Origin of the sequence: Okibacterium sp. HSC-33S16, assembly GCF_024171565.1 — a bacterium.
Classification (GTDB): Bacteria; Actinomycetota; Actinomycetes; order Actinomycetales; family Microbacteriaceae; genus Mycetocola_A.
This window is the reverse complement of sequence record NZ_JALJZZ010000001.1, coordinates 231,514-251,313: the sequence shown is the minus strand read 5'-3', so window position 1 is coordinate 251,313 and position 19,800 is coordinate 231,514. Positions and strand designations below refer to the sequence as shown.

20 protein-coding genes and 1 tRNA gene are annotated in these 19,800 nt (G+C 63.3%); 9 read left to right on the top strand and 12 right to left on the bottom strand.

Annotation, left to right across the window (positions count from 1 at the left end):
• Positions 1-15: 15 nt before the first annotated feature.
• Positions 16-1,269 (bottom strand): NAD(P)/FAD-dependent oxidoreductase, encoded by a 1,254-nt coding sequence (locus tag L1277_RS01220; protein WP_253374539.1) that lies wholly within the window; start codon positions 1,267-1,269, stop codon positions 16-18.
• 124 nt (positions 1,270-1,393) lie between these two features.
• On the opposite strand from L1277_RS01220, the gene L1277_RS01215 reads away from it, so the two are divergent.
• The 3 genes from L1277_RS01215 to L1277_RS01205 all read left to right on the top strand — a co-directional run bounded on the left by L1277_RS01215 (position 1,394) and on the right by L1277_RS01205 (position 4,276).
• Positions 1,394-2,083, top strand: a complete 690-nt coding sequence (locus tag L1277_RS01215) for a response regulator transcription factor (RefSeq protein WP_108391630.1) — start codon at positions 1,394-1,396, stop codon at positions 2,081-2,083.
• 12 nt (positions 2,084-2,095) lie between these two features.
• The gene (locus L1277_RS01210; protein ID WP_253374538.1) at positions 2,096-3,844 is read left to right on the top strand and encodes a HAMP domain-containing sensor histidine kinase; all 1,749 of its coding nucleotides are present in this window, start codon (positions 2,096-2,098) and stop codon (positions 3,842-3,844) included.
• A gap of 138 nt (positions 3,845-3,982) precedes the next feature.
• Positions 3,983-4,276 carry a WXG100 family type VII secretion target gene (locus L1277_RS01205; RefSeq protein WP_253374537.1) on the top strand — a complete coding sequence of 98 codons (294 nt, stop codon included), beginning with the start codon at positions 3,983-3,985 and terminating at the stop codon, positions 4,274-4,276.
• A 69-nt stretch (positions 4,277-4,345) separates the two neighbouring features.
• Here the strand turns inward: L1277_RS01205 and groL are convergent, their stop codons facing one another.
• The 4 genes from groL to L1277_RS01185 form a co-directional block, all read right to left on the bottom strand.
• Positions 4,346-5,965, bottom strand: coding sequence for a chaperonin GroEL (gene groL, locus L1277_RS01200; RefSeq protein WP_253374536.1), 1,620 nt, complete (start codon positions 5,963-5,965; stop codon positions 4,346-4,348).
• 172 nt (positions 5,966-6,137) lie between these two features.
• Positions 6,138-6,341, bottom strand: a complete 204-nt coding sequence (locus L1277_RS01195; protein WP_253374535.1) for a cold-shock protein — start codon at positions 6,339-6,341, stop codon at positions 6,138-6,140.
• A 258-nt stretch (positions 6,342-6,599) separates the two neighbouring features.
• Positions 6,600-7,175, bottom strand: a complete 576-nt coding sequence (locus L1277_RS01190; RefSeq protein ID WP_253374534.1) for a LytR C-terminal domain-containing protein — start codon at positions 7,173-7,175, stop codon at positions 6,600-6,602.
• A 66-nt stretch (positions 7,176-7,241) separates the two neighbouring features.
• A complete protein-coding gene (locus tag L1277_RS01185) occupies positions 7,242-7,550 on the bottom strand; it encodes a DUF3263 domain-containing protein (RefSeq protein ID WP_253374533.1) in 309 nt (102 codons plus the stop codon).
• Positions 7,551-7,748: 198 nt separating this feature from the next.
• Here L1277_RS01185 and msrB point away from each other — a divergent pair, with 198 nt between their 5' ends.
• Together msrB and L1277_RS01175 are read left to right on the top strand one after the other, a co-directional pair.
• The gene (gene msrB, locus L1277_RS01180; RefSeq protein ID WP_253374532.1) at positions 7,749-8,150 is read left to right on the top strand and encodes a peptide-methionine (R)-S-oxide reductase MsrB; all 402 of its coding nucleotides are present in this window, start codon (positions 7,749-7,751) and stop codon (positions 8,148-8,150) included.
• Between the two features lie 2 nt (positions 8,151-8,152).
• Positions 8,153-8,689, top strand: coding sequence for a nitroreductase family protein (locus tag L1277_RS01175; protein ID WP_253374531.1), 537 nt, complete (start codon positions 8,153-8,155; stop codon positions 8,687-8,689).
• Here the strand turns inward: L1277_RS01175 and L1277_RS01170 are convergent.
• On the bottom strand, positions 8,673-9,635 hold the full coding sequence (locus L1277_RS01170) for a DMT family transporter (protein ID WP_253374530.1): 963 nt from the start codon (positions 9,633-9,635) through the stop codon (positions 8,673-8,675). The two genes, L1277_RS01175 and L1277_RS01170, sit on opposite strands and share 17 nt — an antisense overlap.
• Before the next feature lie 69 nt (positions 9,636-9,704).
• Positions 9,705-9,778, bottom strand: a tRNA-Thr gene (locus L1277_RS01165).
• Between the two features lie 99 nt (positions 9,779-9,877).
• Between L1277_RS01165 and L1277_RS01160 the strand changes: the two genes are divergently transcribed.
• Positions 9,878-11,218: a threonine/serine exporter ThrE family protein gene (locus L1277_RS01160; RefSeq protein WP_253374529.1), complete on the top strand. Its 1,341-nt coding sequence runs from the start codon at positions 9,878-9,880 to the stop codon at positions 11,216-11,218.
• Here L1277_RS01160 and L1277_RS01155 read toward each other — a convergent pair.
• The gene (locus L1277_RS01155) at positions 11,215-12,153 is read right to left on the bottom strand and encodes a thioredoxin domain-containing protein (protein ID WP_253374528.1); all 939 of its coding nucleotides are present in this window, start codon (positions 12,151-12,153) and stop codon (positions 11,215-11,217) included. The genes L1277_RS01160 and L1277_RS01155 overlap by 4 nt on opposite strands.
• A 286-nt stretch (positions 12,154-12,439) precedes the next feature.
• Here L1277_RS01155 and L1277_RS01150 point away from each other — a divergent pair, with 286 nt between their 5' ends.
• Together L1277_RS01150 and L1277_RS01145 are read left to right on the top strand one after the other, a co-directional pair.
• Entirely contained in the window at positions 12,440-13,543 is a 1,104-nt protein-coding gene (locus L1277_RS01150) for an ABC transporter ATP-binding protein (protein ID WP_253374527.1), read from the top strand.
• Between the two features lie 61 nt (positions 13,544-13,604).
• The gene (locus tag L1277_RS01145) at positions 13,605-14,897 is read left to right on the top strand and encodes a DUF4032 domain-containing protein (protein ID WP_253374526.1); all 1,293 of its coding nucleotides are present in this window, start codon (positions 13,605-13,607) and stop codon (positions 14,895-14,897) included.
• 34 nt (positions 14,898-14,931) lie between these two features.
• On the opposite strand, the gene rlmB is transcribed toward L1277_RS01145, so the two are convergent.
• From rlmB to L1277_RS01125, 4 genes are read right to left on the bottom strand one after another with little or no spacing between them, the layout of a single operon-like run.
• Positions 14,932-15,957: a 23S rRNA (guanosine(2251)-2'-O)-methyltransferase RlmB gene (rlmB, locus tag L1277_RS01140; RefSeq protein WP_253374525.1), complete on the bottom strand. Its 1,026-nt coding sequence runs from the start codon at positions 15,955-15,957 to the stop codon at positions 14,932-14,934.
• Positions 15,944-17,365 (bottom strand): cysteine--tRNA ligase, encoded by a 1,422-nt coding sequence (cysS, locus tag L1277_RS01135; RefSeq protein WP_253374524.1) that lies wholly within the window; start codon positions 17,363-17,365, stop codon positions 15,944-15,946. The genes rlmB and cysS overlap by 14 nt, the downstream gene beginning before the upstream one ends.
• 3 nt (positions 17,366-17,368) lie before the next feature.
• The gene (ispD, locus tag L1277_RS01130; RefSeq protein ID WP_253374523.1) at positions 17,369-18,595 is read right to left on the bottom strand and encodes a 2-C-methyl-D-erythritol 4-phosphate cytidylyltransferase; all 1,227 of its coding nucleotides are present in this window, start codon (positions 18,593-18,595) and stop codon (positions 17,369-17,371) included.
• Between the two features lie 46 nt (positions 18,596-18,641).
• Entirely contained in the window at positions 18,642-19,124 is a 483-nt protein-coding gene (locus L1277_RS01125) for a CarD family transcriptional regulator (protein WP_253374522.1), read from the bottom strand.
• A gap of 163 nt (positions 19,125-19,287) precedes the next feature.
• Here L1277_RS01125 and L1277_RS01120 point away from each other — a divergent pair, with 163 nt between their 5' ends.
• Complete coding sequence (locus tag L1277_RS01120) at positions 19,288-19,764, top strand: hypothetical protein (protein ID WP_253374521.1); 477 nt, start codon at positions 19,288-19,290, stop codon at positions 19,762-19,764.
• The last annotated feature ends 36 nt before the right edge of the window (positions 19,765-19,800 follow it).

Genomic DNA, 19,800 nt, shown 5'->3' with positions numbered 1-19,800 from the left:
CGTGCCGCACCCGCATCAGAGTTCACCGATGGGCACGCTCGGATCGGCGAGACGCGAAGCCTTCACAACTCGCGCGGAACTCACCAGTTGCTTAATGGCGTCGTTCACACCCCACACGTTGACATTCATCCCCGCCACAACGCGGCCCGACTGCTGCCAGAAAGCGACGAACTCGCCAGACTCCACATCGCCGCGGTACACAACGTCCGCTCCCGAACTGAGCGAGAAGAAGCCGGCATATTCCATCCCGACGTCATATTGATCGGTGAAGAAGTAGGGGACGACGTCGTATGAAACCCTCTGGCCCAGGATGGAGCGAGCCACAGCCTTCCCTTGATCGATAGCATTCGCCCAATGTTCGCTTCGAAGTCGGTGCCCCAAGGTCGGATGCCAGGCGTCGGCTACGTCCCCGACCGCAAACACCGCCGGATCCTCTGTGCGGAGCGCTGCATCGACCGACACGCCACCGTGGACATCGAGCCCTGCCTCACGCGCCAATGCGACATTGGGAACAGCGCCGATGCCCACGACGACGAGGTCGGCTCCGATGGTGTGACCGGCATCCGTCATCACCCCGCGCACTTCGCCATCGGATCCCACGAATCCGGTCACCCTCGTACGCATGCGGAACCGGACGTCGTGCTGGCGATGCAGTTCTCGGAAGAACGCTCCCATTTCGGCACCGAGCGCGGATGCCAACGGGATAGTTCCGGGCGCGACGACCGTCACCTGATTGCCGTAGCTCCTCGCTGCTGCCGCGACCTCCAGACCGATCCACCCGGAGCCGACCACCACGACGTGCTTTGCCCCTGACTCAAGATCAGCACGAAGCACCGCCGAGTCGTCGACGGTGCGCAGATATCGAATGCCGGCGAGATGCGCGCCAGGGACGTCAAGCTTTCGCGGAGAGGCACCGGTCGCCAGTGCCAACCGCCGGTACGGAAGAACGCGGCCCGAGCTCAGTCTCACCCTTCGACCGGGCAGATCGAGCGCCACCGCGGCGTCGCCGGTCAGAAGCTCCACATCGTTGTCCAGGTACCACTGGAAGTCATGGACAAAAGCGCTGTCGGGAGCCGCCGCACCGGTGAGGACTTCCTTGGAGAGCGGCGGCCGGTTATACGGACGATGCATCTCTGCGCCGACCAGATGCAGGTCGCCCTCAAAGCCTTCGGAGCGTAGCGCCTCCGCGGTCGTGGCTCCAGCCAGCCCCGCGCCGACAATGACGATTCCTCCGGAGAGGTCGGCGTGGGGAGAATTCAGTGAGGACATCGGTCCCTCCTTCTCGAAGTAAGCCGACCATAGGCTTGTGCGAGATATGCGTCTAGCGCCCGGAGCTAAGTCCCATACTGGCTACGTTCAGGAACATTTCAGGCAACACGCAGATACTGAAGCCATGACTGGACCACGCATTCTCATTGTCGATGACGAACCGAACATCCGCGATCTGCTCACAACGAGCCTCCGCTTCGCTGGCTTCGCCGTGCGAGCCGTCGGAAACGGAGCCCAGGCCATCTCCGCTGTTCTCGAAGAAGAGCCTGACCTGATCATTCTTGACGTCATGCTTCCCGACATGAACGGCTTCGGCGTGACGAAGCGTCTCCGTTCAGCCGGATACACCGCGCCCATCCTGTTCCTCACCGCAAAGGATGACACCGAAGACAAGATCATGGGCCTTACGGTTGGCGGCGACGATTACGTCACCAAACCGTTCAGTCTCGACGAGATCGTCGCCCGCATTAAGGCAATCCTCAGGCGCACAATGCATGCTGATGAGGATGCTGTCATCCGCGCCGGCGAACTCACCATGGACCAAGACACTCATGAGGTACTCGTCGGAGAAACACCAATCGAACTCAGCCCGACTGAATTCAAGCTGCTGCGTTACCTCATGCTCAACCCCAACCGGGTGCTAAGCAAGGCGCAGATTCTTGACCACGTCTGGGAGTACGACTTCAACGGGGATGCTGGCATCGTCGAGAGCTACATTTCCTACCTCCGGAGGAAGCTCGACCAGTTCTCGACAGAACCTCTCATCCAGACCAAGCGCGGGTTCGGCTACATGCTGAAAACAGCGAAGGCGTAAACGAACGGTGTAATGCACGATTCAGTAGCCGAGTGGTGGAACGCGATTTCACTTCGGACGAAGATCACCAGCGTCACGGTACTCGTGCTTGCCTTCGGACTTATTGTTGCCGGCGTCGGCACCATGACCATGCTCCGGCCCGCCCTTGAGGGCAAAGTCAACGCCGACCTTGTGGCTGCCGCGCAGGCCCCAACACCTCCGGGCTTCCTGGACCTCGACGGCGAGGATGACGATGACGCCGGCGAATTGGTGCAGGAAGCCGTCTCCTCTGACTACTTCACGGCCGTCTACGACGCCGATGGCAAGTTGCGAGCGGCGACCTGGCAGAACCGTGACAAGAGCGATCTGCCGATCGTGCCCTCGACGGTCACGCTCTCTGAGGCGCTGTTCCAGGGCGAGAAGGTCTTCGAGCTTCACACCGCCGACAAAAAAGAGCTGTTCCACGCGGTCATCGTCCCCTACCAGTGGAACCATCAGGGTGAGATGGGTGTCATCCTCGTTGCCGTCTCAATGCGAGAGACCGACACCATCATCGCCACCCTCTTCACGATATTCTTCGGCTTCGGTCTCGGCGTCATCATCCTGGGCGCGCTGCTCACCCGGGTGCTGGTGATGAGCGCATTCCACCCGTTGCGCGAAGTGGAACGCACCGCATCCGCCATCGCTGATGGCGACTTCAGCCAACGACTGGCCGGATCAACGCCCAATACCGAGGTCGGCCGACTCAATCGGTCCCTCAACACCATGCTTGCCCGCATTGACCGGGCCTTCGCCGACCGCGCACGCACCATCGAACAGATGCGCCGCTTCGTCGGTGATGCCAGCCACGAGCTTCGTACTCCGCTCGTCAGCGTTCGGGGTTATGCGGAGCTGTACCGGATGGGCGCGCTGCAGACGCCAGAAGACGTCGCCAAAGCGATGGACCGCATCGAGAAAGAAGCGATCCGAATGGGCGGCCTCGTCGAGGACCTTCTCGAGCTCGCCCGACTCGATGAGACCAAGCCGATGGTCATGGCGCCCGTTGACCTCTCCCCCATCGCCCGTGACGCCGCGCTGGATGCCAGCGCATCCGCGCCCGACCGGGTCGTGCGAGCCGTCGTTGACAATCCTCCGACCGCCCCTCTTCCGCCTGTCGAGGCTGACAAGACGCCGTCGAAAACCGTCACTAAGCCGCAGCCAGCGGAAGAACCCCCGGCCACCGGGCCTATCGCCTTCGCTGGCGCAACGCTTGCGCGCCTTCGCAGGCGCCCCCGTAGGTCCGATCCCACCGGCGTATTGCTCTCCGGTGATCTGCCCGTCATCCAGCCATCGCCGCTGCCCGAAGTCCCTGCCATCGTCCTCGGCGAGGAGAACAAGCTCCGTCAGGTTGTCACGAACCTCATCGGCAACGCCATGCGCTTCACTCCGGCCGGGAGCCCGCTCGAGATTGGTGTGTCCGCGAATCCGCTCACCCATACCGCAACCATCTCCGTGATCGATCATGGAGAGGGCGTGCCACCGCAGATTCGTGAAAAGATCTTCCAGCGCTTCTGGCGTGCCGATTCCTCGCGCGCTCGCGAAACCGGAGGATCCGGCCTCGGTCTCGCCATCGTCTCCTCCATCGTTGCAGCCCACAACGGTACCGTGAGCGTCACCGAAACACCGGGAGGCGGCGCAACCTTCCGCGTCACCCTGCCGCTTTACACGCCTGCTCCTGCCGATGAGTCGCACGAGCCAGAAGCCCAGCCCGCGGCCGCGGTTGAGGCGCCCTCCAACGTCTAATCGACGTCCCTCACAAAATCCGGTCGAGCGCCATTTTCCTCAGCACAGCGGATGCAACGGGCCAAGGCCCGCAATCGTCTTACTGTCGATCCCGACCCGACCATCTGGCGGTCGGGGCTGATTGCCGAGGAGGGCATCATGACCAGATATCAGGTCGACAGCGACCTTGTGATGGGAACGACCGCGCGTGTGCGCGGCAGCATCGACACCATCCAGAGTGAGGTGGCTGGGCTAATGCGGCAGCTCACCGAGCTGCAGGGCACGTGGACCGGCGAGGCGTCGGTCGCGTTTCAAAGCGTGGTGTCCGACTGGCGCGCTACGCAACAGCGGGTTGAAGAAAGCATCAGCACCATCAACCATGCGCTCGGACGCGCCGGTACCCAGTACCAGGAGGTCGAGCGTGGCAACGCCGATCTTTTCCGCATGGGCTAACGACCGCCGGTTAAACGCGAACTGGGCGCCTCCCGAAGGAGACGCCCAGTTCGATGAAACTGACTTGGACTAGAAGTCCATGCCACCGGTCGGGTCGCCGACGGGAGCCGGGTTCTTCTCCGGCTTGTCAGCGACGACGGCCTCGGTGGTGAGGAACAGTCCAGCGATCGACGCTGCGTTGAGCAGGGCCGAACGGGTGACCTTCACCGGGTCGTTGATACCGGCAGCGAGCATGTCAACGTACTCACCGGTCGCGGCGTTGAGGCCGTGTCCGACGGGCAGGTTGCGCACCTTGTCAGCGACAACGCCCGGCTCGAGGCCGGCGTTGAGGGCGATCTGCTTGAGCGGAGCGTCAATTGCCACGCGGACGATGTTCGCACCGGTTGCCTCGTCACCCGAGAGCGAAAGCTTCTCGAATGCCGTCTTGCCGGCCTGAATCAGTGCAACGCCACCACCGGCGACGATGCCCTCTTCAACAGCAGCCTTCGCGTTGCGAACGGCGTCTTCGATGCGGTGCTTGCGCTCCTTGAGCTCAACCTCGGTTGCCGCTCCGGCCTTGATGACTGCAACGCCACCGGCCAGCTTGGCCAGGCGCTCCTGCAGCTTCTCGCGGTCGTAGTCGCTGTCGGTGTTGTCGATCTCCTTGCGGATCTGAGCCACGCGACCTGCGATCTGCTCGGCGTCGCCGGCACCGTCGACGATGGTGGTCTCGTCCTTGGTGATGACAACCTTGCGTGCGCGACCGAGGAGGTCGAGCGTTGCGTTCTCGAGCTTGAGGCCGACCTCTTCGGAGATGACCTGACCACCGGTAAGGATGGCGATGTCCTGCAGCTGAGCCTTGCGGCGGTCACCGAAGCCGGGAGCCTTGACGGCGACCGACTTGAAGATGCCACGGATCTTGTTCACAACGAGAGTTGCGAGTGCTTCGCCGTCGACGTCCTCAGCGATGATGAGGAGCTGCTTGCCCGACTGGATGACCTGGTCAACAACGGGGAGCAGGTCCTTGATGTTGGAGATCTTCGAGTTGGCGATCAGGATGTACGGGTCTTCGAACACCGTCTCCTGGCGGTCCGGGTCGGTGACGAAGTATGCCGACAGGAAACCCTTGTCGAAACGCATACCCTCGGTCAACTCCAGCTCGGTGCCGAACGTGTTCGACTCCTCAACGGTGACAACACCTTCCTTGCCGACCTTGTCGATCGCCTCAGCGATGATGGCACCGAGCTCGGGGTCGCCGGCGGAGATGGATGCGGTTGCCGCGATCTCTTCCTTCGACTCGACCTCTTTCGCGTTGACGACCAGCTCGGCGATAACAGCCGAGGTTGCCTTCTCGATGCCGCGCTTGAGCGAGATGGGGTCTGCGCCGGCTGCAACGTTGCGCAGGCCTTCGCGGACGAGTGCCTGGGCGAGCACGGTTGCGGTGGTGGTACCGTCACCGGCGACGTCGTCAGTCTTCTTGGCGACCTCCTTGACGAGCTCGGCACCGATCTTCTCGTACGGGTCGTCGAGTTCGATTTCCTTGGCGATGGACACACCATCGTTGGTGATCGTGGGAGCGCCCCACTTCTTCTCCAGGACAACGTTACGACCGCGTGGGCCGAGCGTTACCTTTACAGTGTCGGCCAGAATGTTCAGGCCGCGCTCGAGGCCGCGGCGGGCTTCCTCGTCAAAAGCAATGATTTTTGCCATGTGGTTTTTCGTCCCTCCCGGACGTGATGAACGTAGTTAGCACTCAATGATTGCGAGTGCTAATTCGATTCTGGCACTCTCCACCTGCGAGTGCAAGCCAGTTCGGACGGACATGACAATGCCGCCCGGGAATCGGGCGGCATTGCGAAAGGTGAGGGATGAAATTGGGCTGTTAGACCGGGCGCACCGCCTCTGCCTGTGGGCCCTTGGCACCGGTTCCGACCTCGAACTCAACCTTCTGGCCTTCTTCGAGAACCTTGTATCCGCCCATGTCGATGGCGGAGTAATGGACGAAGACGTCCTGCCCCGCTCCGTCATCGGTGATGAACCCGTAACCCTTTTCAGCGTTGAACCACTTCACGGTTCCATTCGCCATTGTCACTCCCAATTGCTGTGTTCCACTCCACCCAGGCAGGCGCTGGCTGGGGTCCGCCACATCCGGTGTGGCCATCGTGCTGACCCTCGACTCTGCGGGTGTGGCGCAGACTGTGGAGCAAAATGTTCGACCAGTTCCAGATACTAATGAAAGAACAGCCGGTAGCAATAGGTTTTTCTGTCAAATGTCGCGGATGGTTACCGAGCGTGAACGGACGCGAAACCCGCCCGAAACATGGCGGGACTCGGCTGCCACCATTTACTCCACAGGGTCGAAATCGGAGCCGAGTAGGACGGTGAGCTGCAGGATGGGTTCTTCGCCTTCCTCCACCGGAATCTGGAATTGGGTGGACAACTGAATATTGGTCACGCCGAGCGCCTCCGCGAGACCGCGAGCAGCGCCTTCCTGACTGGCGTCCTCGTAGTACACAGTCGTGGTGGTGACGTCCGTTGCGCTGGCGTTACCCGGAGTGATGTTCTGTGTCCAGCCCGCACCGTTCAACTGTTCGATGGCTCGGGTGGCGAGGCCCTTCGTGCCTGTTCCGTTGAGGACGGTCACCATGGACTCGGGATCGATGGTCGCTTCGGCGGTGGGAGTCTCCGTCGGCTCAGGAACCGCGGTCGCTGGAGTGGTGGACGTGTCGGTGAAATTGACCCGGTCGCTGAGCGCAAAGAGACCCAGAATTCCAGCCGTGACGAGGACGACTGTGGCGAGCGCCGCCCACAGGAAGACAAGCCAACCCCTGCCGGCCTTGGGCGGGGCACGGTGAGCACCGACGCGTTTGAGATCGTCCGGGATGTCGTCGAACCTGTCCTTGGCGTAGTGATCGGCCATGTGGCTGTGTCTGGTCCTCTATGTTGTGTCGGTGGCTACGTCCGCCGGAATGGCGGGGGGAACCCGTCAGTCGGCGGTGCCCCGGGCTCGCGCCCGGCGGGTGGCCTGCCGGGCGTCCCGCAGTCGATGAAGACGTTTCACCAGCATGGGATCGTGCCGCAGCGCGGCTGGAGTGTCGATCACCGCGCCCAGCAACTGATAGTAGCGGGTAGGCGAAAGCTGAAAGGCGTCGCGAATCGCCTCTTCTTTTTGTCCTGTGTGCTGCCACCAGCGGTTCTCGAACTCAAGAATGGCAATGTCACGCTCGGTGAGACTCCGAGAGGTCGATGATGACGTCGGGCTGGGCTGGGGCGCTGGGTTGTCGGTATCGCTCACAACTCGTCTTCCCTCCGGCACGGGCCTGTCCTGCACATCGGTGGCAATCCTAACCGCGACATCCTGTGTGATCAGCGAGGGCACACGGGTGGGCCTGAACTGAACGCTCAGCCTTCGCTCAGCATTCCGTCACAAGGGAACATCGCGGGGGCGTGGCGGGTTAAATGGGAGGCGAAGACTTTCGCGGAGGAGAAGAACATGACAGACCAGGTACAGAAGACCAACGACCAGTGGCGCGACGAGCTGAGCCCGGAGCAGTACGCGGTACTTCGCGAAGCCGCGACCGAACGCCCGTGGACCGGAGAGCTGCTCGACGAGAGCCGCGCCGGCGTATACACCTGTGGAGCGTGCGGCGCCGAGTTGTTCAAGAGCGGAACGAAGTTCGACTCCGGCTGTGGCTGGCCGAGCTTCTACGAATCCGTGCGACCGGAAGCGGTCAAGCTCATCGAAGACAAGTCACTCGGAATGGTTCGGACTGAGGTTCGGTGCGCCAACTGCGACTCCCACCTGGGGCACGTTTTTGATGACGGTTTCGGAACGCCGACCGGCGACCGGTACTGCATGAACTCCATTGCGCTGAACTTCAAGGCTCAAGACTAAGAATGTCGGGTGTGCTCGCCGCGGTCGAGGGTAGGAGATCGTATTCGCGGGTGACGGCAGAGGCACCAACGCATGACGACCTCGTGCCGCTCGTCGCGGCATCCGCTCGCGTTGCCGACCATGGGGCGTTGCGTCCCTGGCGGCTGATCGAGTTGCGTGGTGACGACCGGGTTCGCCTGGGCGACGCGATCGCCCAGGCGGAACACGATGACAAACCGTCGCAGAAGCCGCTTCGGGCATCGCTCTTAATCGCCGTTGTTGTCTCCCCGAAGAAGAGCGCGAAAGTTCCGCATTGGGAACAGGAAGCTGTCGCATCGGGCGTCGCGCATACCCTGAGCCTGCTACTGGCAGACGCCGGCTGGGGCGTCATCTGGCGCACCGGTCACACCACGCGGACCAAGCCCGTGCGAAAGTTGCACGGGCTCACGAAGAAAGAGCAGTTGCTCGGCTGGCTCTACGTCGGCGGAATTCCCGAGAACGCCAAGGTCGGCCACCGCAAGGTGATCGATGGCGAAGAGTTTCTCAGCCGACTTCCCTAGCGTCGCGCGGCCGCACTCGGAGCGTGGCAATACTGACCGCGATCAGTGCGAGCAACGCGCCGAGCACGGTCGTCACCGCCAGCGGGTGTGCTCCCGGAGCAAATGCGTCGATGGCGACCGATGTCAAAAGCTGACCGGTGACAGTGCCCAGACCGAGAACCAGCACACCGGTGTGGCTGACCAGATAGGCGTTGACGCCGATGAAGACGCACCCGATAGCACCACCCAGGTAGAGCCACGGCTGGGCAGGAAGAGTCGTCGGCCAGCCGGCGAAAGCGTTACGAATGACCGCAACAATGACGAGCGCAGTGGTGCCGATGAGGAAGTTCAAGAACGTCGCGGACAGGGCGCTGCCCGCGCGGGCTCGAACCCGACCGTTGACCGCGCTCTGCCACCCGCTGCCGAAACCCGCGACCAGGGGCATGAGCAACATCCACGCCGGGAAGTCGCCACGCAGCTGCGACGACATCGAGATAGCGACGGCGACGACGGTGAGCGCCGCTCCCGTAAGCCGTGGCCAGGTGAACCCCACGTGTGACTGCGAGCCGAAGCCACGACGATCGAGCACGAGCCCCGAGATCGTCTGTCCAGCGACCAGCGCAACACTAAACAGAGCCACTCCGATCACCGCACCGGTGACACCCTGCGACAGGACGAAAAAAGCGCCCGCCACTCCCCCGAGTACACTCCACACCGGCATACTTCCGTCGCGCACACCAGTCCAGACGGCCCGGACCCCTCGCCGCCCCGATGGCACCAGAACCATCACCACGAGAAGAATCACTAACCCGGAGCCGAAGGAAATCACCCCGGCCGTGAAGCCGTCACCGAGTGAAACTCCGAGTGCACCATTGATCCGCGTTTGAACGGCGATGCCGGCCCCGCACAACGCAGCGAGGACCAAGGATGCCCAGGCCGGGAGCCGACGCGACGGGGAAGAATTCACTACGGCAGCGTCCCATCTCTCTCCGTGATGCGAGGCACAGTCTCACTGCGGGAAGCATCTCGCGAAAAGAGCCGCCTGTCGGATTCGAACCGACGACCTGCGCATTACAAGTGCGCTGCTCTGGCCAACTGAGCTAAGGCGGCGTGGACCTGTCAATCATAACGAACGGCCGGACCGTTTCGAGCCACCGGGAACGCCCGCTGCGCGTGGCATCCTTGAGGTAACAAACTTTGGGGATTTTCATGGCACTCGCGTCGTCCGCGCCCGCCGGCGGAACAAACGCCAGCCGTTCCATTCTCGACCTCGCGATCCGATGCGGTGAAGTCATCTTTGCGTCCGGTGCCAGTGCCGAAGACGCCACAGCGTCCATGCTGGCCGTCACGCGGGCCTACGGCCTTCGAGGCTGCGAAGCGGATGTCACACACACGATGATCACGCTGTCTTACGACGATCCCGACTCGGGCGACGGCATCACCAAGAGCCGCAACGTCAAGTACCGCACCCTCGACTACACCCGTCTCACCAACACGTCGACCCTCATCGGTGACCTGTTGCACGCCCCGGTCTCCGTCGCCGAGGCGCGCTCACGGGTAGACGCCATCATCCGCGCGAAACCGACCTATCCGAAGATTGTCCGCCGGGTTGGCTGGAGCCTCGTCGGTGCAGGAGCCGCCCTGTTGCTCGGCGGCGGCCTGCTTGTCATCGTCGCCGCGTTCATCGCGACCTTCGTGGTCGACCTGGTGACGAGTTGGCTTGCCCGCACCCGCATCTCGGTGTTCTACCAGACGCTCGCGGGAGGCGCGATCGGCCCCTTGGTTGCCGCGTTCGTTCACGTGATCGAGCCGAGTGCGAGTTCTTCACTCGTCGTGGTGGCCACCATCATCATGCTGCTGGCCGGTGTCACCTCCTTCGGCGCCGTGCAGGACGTACTCTCCGGCTTCTATGTCACCGGTACAGCGCGAATCCTCGAAGCACTGCTCATCACCGGTGGGCTCGTCGCCGGCGTAGCCGGGACCAGTATGCTGCTGGCGCGGTTCGGCCTTGTGCTCAACATCGAGCCGTATGTGCCGCCGACTCTCGAGGGAGTCACCTGGGCTCTGGTTGGCAGCGTGATCATCGTCGTGGGCTTTGCCTTCGGCGTCGATGTTCCGGCCCGCGCCCTCTGGGCCGTCTGCGTGCTCGGAGTGCTGGGCTACCTCGTCTTCACCGCGGTGGTAACGTCGGACTTCGGCGTGGCCTGGAGCGGAGGCGTTGCGGCTTTCGTTGTCGGCGTGCTGAGCGCATTTGCCTCCCGTGCCGCGCGGGTTCCCGCCCTACCGCTCGTCGTTTCCGCCCTCGTGCCGCTCGTCCCAGGTGCCAGCCTGTTCCGTGGACTGCTCGAACTGAGTGACGGGTCGATCAACGGGCTGCTGAGCATGCTTGAGGCGGCCGCGATTGCGGTCGCCCTTGCGGCCGGCGCGCTGCTCGGGCAATACGTGATCCAGAGCCTGCTCGGCCCGGCCCGACGCATCCAACGCCGGTTCGTCGGACCGCTCATGGGGCTCCAGGTGCAACTCAGCCGCAGCCAGGACGAGACGATCTAACCGGCCGGCACCTCGGTGGGCGTCGGCGTCGGCGTGGCCGAGGACTGTGCGTAGGTTTCACTTGCAACCGACAGCACGAACGCCTGGAATTCCTTCGGGTCCGTGATCGACCCGGTGTACTGCTTGTCGTTCACGAGCACCGTCGGGGTTCCCTTGACCTTCTCGAGCTTGGAGTTGGGCACAGCTTCGGTTGTTGCCCGGTCGGTGGCTTCCTCCACCCAGCTCTTGTAGGTGCCGTCGTCAATGCAGTTGGAGATCGACGTGAGCGCCGCCTTGCTTCCCGCTTCGTCACCCGCGTTGAGCGCTGTCTTCGCGATCGCGCTGAGCTCCTCGTCGCTGTGGCCCTCGGTGCCCTCCTCCGGCTGGTCGTCGAAGAGCATTGTGCTGAACACGAAGAAGGAGTCCGGCGAGTAGTTGGCGACGCAGGCCGCTGCGTTGGCCGCACGAAGTGAGTACTGCGTACCGGCCGAGCGGCCGGTCAAAATCGCGATCGGGTGGTACTCAACCGTCGCGACTCCATTTTCAGCCCAGGTCGCGAGTTGTTCAGCGTTCGCTTTTTCGAACTCCCCGCAAATTGGGCACAGGTAGTCAACGTAGATCCGGATGTTCGGAACGTTGGCGTCGATCTCGGTGGGAACAGGCTCGGAGCCGGCGGGGATGGCCGACGTCTGCGCAGCCTTGAGCTGCTCCCCAATGACGATGCCGTCCGACGCCATGTTGCTTGGCCCGGCTGTCGGCGGTCGGATGGCACTCGAGATGACGAAAGCGATTCCCGCGACAACCGCGACAATAGCGAGGACAAGTCCACCTTGAAGGAAAATCCGGTTGCGAATATCCCGCCTCCGCTGCGCGTTCCGAAGTTCTTTCGCCTTCTCGCGTGCTGCTTCACGTCGCTGGTTCTTCGTCGGACTGGACTCTGGTCCCCCGTTCGTCATGGATCCTCGCTTCGTGATATGTCGGGTTTGCGGGCACGCTGAGGTGCCAAACACGAATCGATCGTAGTTGCCCTCACTGGGAAATTCCCAAACGGATGCTGGATGCCACGTCGGTGCGAACCGTACGTCGAAACGTGGCGGGGAGGGTAACGAACAGGAAATCTGTCATACTGATGATCTCTCGCACGTCTCACGATGTGCCGAGGGCATGCAATGCAGCATGCGGCGCATGAATCCATTCACTCGGATCGTCCGGCACGTACCTGCCGGTGAAGGAGCAGTACCCATGTCATCAGTAACCTTTGACAACGCCACACGCCTGTACCCCGGTGGTACCCGCGCCGCCGTTGACAAGCTCAACCTCGAGGTCGCCGATGGCGAATTCCTCGTTCTGGTTGGACCGTCCGGTTGTGGAAAGTCAACCTCACTGCGCATGCTCGCCGGCCTCGAAGAGGTCAACGACGGCCGCATCCTCATCGGAGACCGCGACGTCACCGATGTGCCGCCGAAAGACCGCGACATCGCAATGGTGTTCCAGAACTACGCGCTGTACCCGCACATGACCGTTGCTGAGAACATGGGCTTCGCCCTGAAGATCGCCGGCGTCAACAAGGACGAGCGGGCCGCTCGTGTCCTCGAGGCGGCCAAGCTCCTCGACCTCGAGGAGTACTTGACCCGCAAGCCGAAGGCACTCTCCGGTGGCCAGCGTCAGCGCGTCGCAATGGGCCGAGCCATCGTCCGTCAGCCCCAGGTCTTCCTCATGGACGAGCCGCTGTCGAACCTTGACGCCAAGCTCCGCGTCCAGACCCGCACCCAGATCGCGTCGCTGCAGCGCCGCCTCGGAGTAACCACGGTCTACGTCACGCACGACCAGACCGAGGCACTGACCATGGGTGACCGCATCGCGGTCCTCAAGGACGGCATCCTGCAGCAGGTCGGAACCCCGCGTGACCTGTATGAGAAGCCGCAGAACGTCTTCGTTGCCGGCTTCATCGGCTCGCCCGCGATGAACCTGCTCACGGCAGACCTCGCCGACGGAGGCATCCAGTTCGGTGCCCGCGTCGTTCCGGTCGACCGCGACACCCTCAGCGAAACCAGCGCCCGCCAGGTCACCGTTGGTGTTCGTCCCGAGGACATCGAAGTATCGACCGAGCCCGGCAACGGCCTCGAGGTCCAGGTCGACCTGGTCGAGGAACTCGGTGCAGACGGCTACCTCTACGGTCACGCTGACGTCAACGGCAAGCGCACCGACCTGGTCGCCCGTGTCGACGGACGCATTCACGCGCACGCCGGCGAGAAGGTCTTCCTGATCCCCGCACCGCACCACGTGCACGTCTTCGACGTCGAGTCGGGTCTCCGCCTCGGCAACAAGGCTGTCACCGCCAACTAAGCAGTTCGGTGCCGATCGGCAGGGCGCACGCCCGGCCGATCGGCACTACTGTTTAAGCACCATGAGCGCCTCACTCAACATCACAGCGGCGACCGTCGATCCCGCCCTCCTCGACCTCCCTTGGGAGCTTCCCCTCGAGGCCTGGCCCAACGACACCATCGCCTCGCTGCCCAAGGGAATCTCCCGCCACCTCGTTCGCTTCGCCAACCTCTCCGGCTATGTCGTCGCCGTCAAGGAGACCACCGCCGAAATGGCACGCGGCGAGTACGACATGCTGCGCAACCTGCAGCGACTCGACATTCCGTGCGTCGACCCGGTCGCCGTCATCACCGGCCGCGCGGAAGAGTCGGGCGACCCCCTGCCCAGCGTGCTGGTCACCCGACACCTCAAGTTCTCGCTCCCCTACCGGGCGCTGTTCTCTCAGACACTCCGCCCCGATACCGCGAACCGTCTCGTCGACGCCCTCGCCGTTCTGCTGGTGCGCTTGCACATCGCTGGCTTCTTCTGGGGTGATGTGTCACTGTCCAACACTCTGTTCCGACGGGACGCCGGAGCATTCGCCGCGTACCTCGTCGACGCCGAAACCGGCCAGCTGTACGATGGTGGCCTGTCCAACGGCCAGCGCGAAAACGACCTCGAGATCGCCCGGGTCAACATCGCCGGTGAGCTGATGGACCTGGAGGCCGGCGGTCGCGTCGACGACGAGCTCGACCCGATCAGCGTGTCAGACGGCATCGTCGCTGCGTATCGGTCGCTCTGGAAAGAGCTCACCGGCAGCGAGTCGTTCTCATCGAATGAACGCTGGCGCATCAGCGAGCGCGTGCAGCGGCTCAACAGCCTGGGATTCGACATCGAAGAACTCGCCATCCGGACCGACTCCAGCGGAACCACCGTTCGCATTCAGCCCAAGGTCGTCGACGCGGGCCACCACCAGCGCCGCCTGCTCCGGCTCACCGGCCTCGACGCTGGAGAGAACCAGGCTCGCCGATTGCTCAACGACCTCGACTCGTACGCCGCAACACACGGCAAGAACGACCTGGATGAGGAGATGGTTGCGCACGAGTGGGTCACCCGGGTGTTCGAGCCGGTGATCAAGTCCATTCCCCGCGACCTCAAGGGCAAACTGGAGCCCGCTGAGGTCTTCCACCAGCTCCTGGAACACCGCTGGTATCTGTCGCAGAACGAAACACGGAGCATTCCGCTTGCCGAAGCCCTTACGTCGTACATCAACACAGTGCTCCGTCACCGACGTGACGAGGCAACGGTGATTGCTCCGCTGACGGGGACAATTACACTCCCCACGCGCGTAATCAGCGAGGACGAGGCAGAAACGAATTGGCGCGACCGGGTCTAGACCCGATCGCGCCAATTCGGTGCGAAACTTCTCGCTACTTCTTCTTCTTGGCTGCCTTCGCGGCCTCGCGCAGCTTCGACACCTCATACAGGGTTACGGAAGCGGCGATTCCTGCGTTGAGTGACTCTGTCGCCGAGCTAATCGGAATCGAGACGATGGCGTCACAGGTTTCGGTGACCAGGCGGGAGAGGCCCTTGCCTTCGCTGCCGACCACGATGACGACAGGACGGTCAGCGAGCTCGAGACCGGGAAGGTCGGTGTCGCCGCCGCCATCGAGACCGATGACAAAGACACCGGCCGCCTTGAACGACTTGAGTGTCTGCGTCAGGTTGGGAGCCATGGCGACGGGTGTGCGAGCCGCGGCTCCGGCACTCGTCTTCCACGCGGATGCGGTGAGTCCAACGGAGCGACGCTGCGGAACGATGACACCCTGACCGCCGAATGCTGCGGTCGACCGGATGATCGCGCCCAGGTTGCGTGGGTCGGTGATGCCGTCGAGGGCAACGAAGAGCGGCTTCTGGCCCCGCGAGATGACGGTCTCGAGAAGCTCATTGGGATGAGCGTACTCGTACGGCGGCACCTTGAGCGCGAGCCCCTGGTGCACAGAGTCGAACCCGGCCAGGCGGTCGAGCTCCGGTCGCATCACTTCGAGAATCGGAATTCCGCGAGCGGTCGCGAGCGCGAGAACTTCTTTGACCCGGTCATCGAACTCGATGCGGGTCGCCATGTACAGTGCGGTGGCGGGGATCTTGGCGCGAAGCGCCTCAACCACCGAGTTTCGGCCGGTGACGACCTCAAAGTCGTCAGACTGCTTCGGCTTCGGCTTGCGGATCGCGGGACCGGTGGACGTGGGGCGCCCGCCACCCGTCTTGGCCTGGGTCGCTGCGAGGCGCTCCTTGGCAATCTTCCGCTTTCCGGCGGCGTGGTAGGTGCGGTCTTCAGCCTTCGGCGTCGGGCCCTTGCCCTCAAGCGAACGTCGCCCAAGTCCACCGGTGCCCTTGGCCGGGCCCTTCTTGGTCTTTCGAACCGCGCCTGGGCGGTTCTGCTTACTGGCTGCCATCAATACTCCAATGTGCACCCTGCTGGGTGTCTTCAATTGTGATGCCCGCGGAAGCGAGATCGTCACGGATCTGGTCGGCTCCGGCGAAATCACGCGAAGCCCTCATCTGCTGGCGGCGGTCGAGCAGCTGGTCGACGAGTGTTGTCAGTGCTGCGTGCACCGACGTGTCCTGGGTTTTGGACCATTCCGGAGAGAGCGGATTGATTCCGAGGACCTCTGTCATGGCCATAACCTGGCCTTGAGCAGTCGCCGCGAGTGCGAGGTCTTCCCCATCCAGCCAGGAGTTCCCCTGCCTTATTGTGTCATGTAATACCGCAAGGGCCTGCGGAATCGACAAATCGTCGTTCATGGCTTCCGCGAATGCTGGCGGAATCTCGACGACTCCGGTCCCCGCGAAGCGGGTGCCGGACAGCCGGCGAGCTACCCGTTCGAGAAAACTCTCAATGCGGTCGAGCGCCGCCTCAGCTTCGGTGAGCGCACCATCATGGAAGTCGATTGTCGACCGGTAGTGCGCCTGGCCAAGGTAGTAACGGACAACGATGGGGCGGGCCGCACTGAGCAAATCTGCCGCGTAAACCGAGTTGCCAAGCGACTTGGACATCTTCTGCCCGTTCACGTGGACGAGGCCGTTGTGAACCCAGTAGTTGGCGAAGTCCTGCCCGGCAGCCGTTGACTGGGCCAGTTCGTTCTCGTGGTGCGGGAACCGCAGGTCAAGTCCGCCGCCGTGGATGTCGAAGTTATCCCCCAGATAGCGGGACGCCATGGCCGAGCACTCAATGTGCCAACCCGGCCGACCGTCGCCCCACGGACTCTGCCAGGTCGCAGATGCCGGCTCGTCGGCCTTGTGTCCCTTCCACAGGGCGAAGTCGCGAGGGTCACGCTTGGCGCGAGGATAAGCATCCGTCGCCGCTTCCATGCTGTCGATGGACTGGCGGGTGAGGTCACCGTAGGCGGACCAGCTCTGCACGTCGAAGTAAACGTCACCGGAGCCGTCGTCTGCGGCGTAGGCGTGGCCCCGCTCGATGAGCGAGGCAATGATGCTGTGCATCTGCTGGATGTTGGCCGTGGCGCGGGGCTCGTAAGTCGGCGCGAGAATTCCGAGGGCACGGTACCCGGCGGTGAACTCGAGCTCCATGCGGTAGGCGAGAGCCCACCACTCTTCGGACTCGGAGGCGTTCGCGAGCACCTTGTCGTCGATGTCGGTGACATTGCGCACGAGCGTCACGTCGTAGCCGGAGTAGTTGAACCAACGACGCAGCTGGTCATAGACGAGAGCGGAACGCAAGTGTCCGATGTGCGGCGATGACTGAACGGTTGGTCCGCAAACGTACAGCCCTACTTTGCCGGGGACGAGGGGGGTGAAGTCGCGGAGGGCCTGTGCCCGTGAATCGTAGAGTTGGATTGCCACGGGTTAAGCGTACTGGCGGGAAACGATCGCCGTTGCGATCGCGCAGATCCCCTCGCCACGGCCGGTGAAACCCAGCCCGTCGGTCGTCGTGGCCGCGAGACTCACCGGGGCCGCGAGCAGCCCGCTGAGCAACCGCTCTGCTTCGGCCCGGCGGGGCGAGAATCGTGGGCTGTTGCCGATGATCTGGACCGAGACGTTGGACACCGTGAACCCCGCTGTGGCGAGCCTTTCGAGCGTGGCACGCAGGAAAACGTCGCCGTGTGCGCCGTCAAACCGCGGGTCGGCGGTGCCGAACACGGAGCCGATGTCGCCGAGCCCGGCTGCGGAGAGGAGAGCGTCGGTGATGGCGTGGCAGACCGGGTCGCCGTCGCTGTGGCCGGCGAGGCCACGTTCCCCCGGCCAGTGCAGCCCGGCGAGCCACAGTTCGGACGCATCGTCAAAGGCGTGCACATCGGTGCCGATGCCGGTGCGGAGACCTCCCGTCGGTGCGGCGTCCGCCAGGAGTCCCTCGGCGCGACGGAGGTCCCACGGGGTGGTGATCTTGAATGCCCGGGCATCTCCATCGATGATCGACACGGTGTTGCCAGCGACCGCGAAAAGTGCGGCGTCGTCGGTGTGCTCGCGGTCAGCTTCGGCGTACGCCGCGTCGAGGGCTGCGCGGGGAAAGCCCTGCGGGGTCTGGACCGCTCGCAGCTCGGCACGGTCGACCGTTTCGACGACGCTCTCGTCGTCGTCGACTCGCTTGATCGTGTCGGTCACCGGAACGCCCGGAACAATTCCGGATGCGGTCTGGGCGACCCCCGTGACCACGGCGTCGAACTGGGTAGACGGCGTAAGGGCGCGCGCAGCGTCGTGTACGAGGACGATTCGTACCGACGCGTCTAGGACTGCCAGTCCGAGCGAGACCGATTCCTGCCTGGTGGTTCCGCCGGGGACGACCGAGAGATACTCGTGTGCCGCACCGGCGGCATCCGTCACCAGGGTTTTCGCATCATCGACGAGGTCGGCGGGAACAACCACAACAACCTGCGCCTCGCGCTGCATACCGAACACGGAATCCAGCGCGTGTTCGAGGATGGTGCGACCGGCCAGGGGCGCGAACGCCTTCGGACGGGCAGCGCCGAGCCGGGTTCCGCTTCCGGCAGCGACGACGATGACTCCGACGATCGGGCCCCGACGGACCGGGATTTTCGGTTGAGTGGTGGAGGCGCCTGGAGGGTTCGAACTCATAGTTCTCGAGCGTAGAGCACTCCCGAGAGTGCGGCGCGGCTGCAGATCAGGACGCGAGGACCTCGTCGAGAACGGTCGACGCTTTGTCTTCGTCGGTCTTTTCGGCGAGAGCGAGTTCGGAGACGAGAATCTGCCTGGCCTTGGCGAGCATGCGCTTCTCACCGGCGCTCAAGCCGCGATCCTGGTCGCGGCGCCACAGGTCACGGACGACTTCGCTGACCTTGATGATGTCACCCGATGCGAGCTTCTCAAGGTTGGCCTTGTACCGGCGGGACCAGTTGGTGGGCTCTTCGGTGAACGGTGCGCGCAGCACATCGAAGACGCGCTCGAGCCCCTCTTCACCGATGACGTCGCGAACGCCAACGAGGTCGACGTTCTCAGCGGGAACCTCAATCACCAGGTCGCCCTGGGTAACCCGCAGCTTCAGGTAGAGCTTTTCTTCACCCTTGATGACTCGCGTCTTCACTTCGGCAATCGTTGCGGCTCCGTGGTGGGGGTATACGACGGTTTCACCGACTTCAAAAAGCATGGATAGGTGTCCCTTCAGCGCCTGTCAGTTTACCACAGCGGCATGCACTATGCTCCGCGCGCGCGAGGTGCCCCGACGGTCACGATGGCTAGGCTAAACTCGATGCGTACCCCGCACGCGAGCGCTCTGGCCCGCCTGCGTTCGAAGTTTTCTTGGAGGACCTGTGAAGGCGCGATTGATCGCATCCGTAGCGTTGGCGGCAACCGTCGTCTTTGGTGCAACCGGATGCAACCTGGTCTCCCCACAAGCCACCACCGGCGAGTATGACCCCAGTGACGGCGTCAGCGTCGACGTTGGTGACCTGCGCTTGAACAACATGATCGTCCTCACTGAAGACGGCACCAACGGAAACCTCATCTTCACGGCCAAGAACACAGGCAGCGCCCACTCGGTCTCGCTCCAGTTCGGTGACGATGACACGACAGTGACCACGGTCATTGACGGCGAGACCAGCACAGTTTTCGGCGGCGAAGAGAACGAGCCGATCGCACTCGAGGGCATCGAGACTCAGCCCGGCGCCCTGCTTCCCCTCTTCGTCCAGTACGGCAACGAGACCGGCAAGAAGGTTCTCGTTCCGGTTCTTGACGGCAGCATCCCGCCGTACGATGAACTGCTCCCTGCGTCCTCAGAGTCCGAATAGTTCGCCCGGAAGTGCCGCCAGGAGCGGCGACTTCTG

Coding starts and splice junctions, on each gene's coding strand:
- L1277_RS01220 (WP_253374539.1), bottom strand. CDS start 1,269: ATGTCCTCACTGAATTCTCCCCACGCCGACCTCTCCGGAGGAATCGTC.
- rlmB (WP_253374525.1), bottom strand. CDS start 15,957: ATGGCAGCCAGTAAGCAGAACCGCCCAGGCGCGGTTCGAAAGACCAAG.
- L1277_RS01125 (WP_253374522.1), bottom strand. CDS start 19,124: ATGCTTTTTGAAGTCGGTGAAACCGTCGTATACCCCCACCACGGAGCC.
- L1277_RS01190 (WP_253374534.1), bottom strand. CDS start 7,175: ATGGCCGATCACTACGCCAAGGACAGGTTCGACGACATCCCGGACGAT.
- L1277_RS01195 (WP_253374535.1), bottom strand. CDS start 6,341: ATGGCGAATGGAACCGTGAAGTGGTTCAACGCTGAAAAGGGTTACGGG.
- msrB (WP_253374532.1), top strand. CDS start 7,749: ATGACAGACCAGGTACAGAAGACCAACGACCAGTGGCGCGACGAGCTG.
- L1277_RS01215 (WP_108391630.1), top strand. CDS start 1,394: ATGACTGGACCACGCATTCTCATTGTCGATGACGAACCGAACATCCGC.
- L1277_RS01175 (WP_253374531.1), top strand. CDS start 8,153: ATGTCGGGTGTGCTCGCCGCGGTCGAGGGTAGGAGATCGTATTCGCGG.
- L1277_RS01205 (WP_253374537.1), top strand. CDS start 3,983: ATGACCAGATATCAGGTCGACAGCGACCTTGTGATGGGAACGACCGCG.
- L1277_RS01145 (WP_253374526.1), top strand. CDS start 13,605: ATGAGCGCCTCACTCAACATCACAGCGGCGACCGTCGATCCCGCCCTC.
- L1277_RS01150 (WP_253374527.1), top strand. CDS start 12,440: ATGTCATCAGTAACCTTTGACAACGCCACACGCCTGTACCCCGGTGGT.
- L1277_RS01160 (WP_253374529.1), top strand. CDS start 9,878: ATGGCACTCGCGTCGTCCGCGCCCGCCGGCGGAACAAACGCCAGCCGT.
- L1277_RS01210 (WP_253374538.1), top strand. CDS start 2,096: ATGCACGATTCAGTAGCCGAGTGGTGGAACGCGATTTCACTTCGGACG.
- groL (WP_253374536.1), bottom strand. CDS start 5,965: ATGGCAAAAATCATTGCTTTTGACGAGGAAGCCCGCCGCGGCCTCGAG.
- ispD (WP_253374523.1), bottom strand. CDS start 18,595: ATGAGTTCGAACCCTCCAGGCGCCTCCACCACTCAACCGAAAATCCCG.
- L1277_RS01155 (WP_253374528.1), bottom strand. CDS start 12,153: ATGACGAACGGGGGACCAGAGTCCAGTCCGACGAAGAACCAGCGACGT.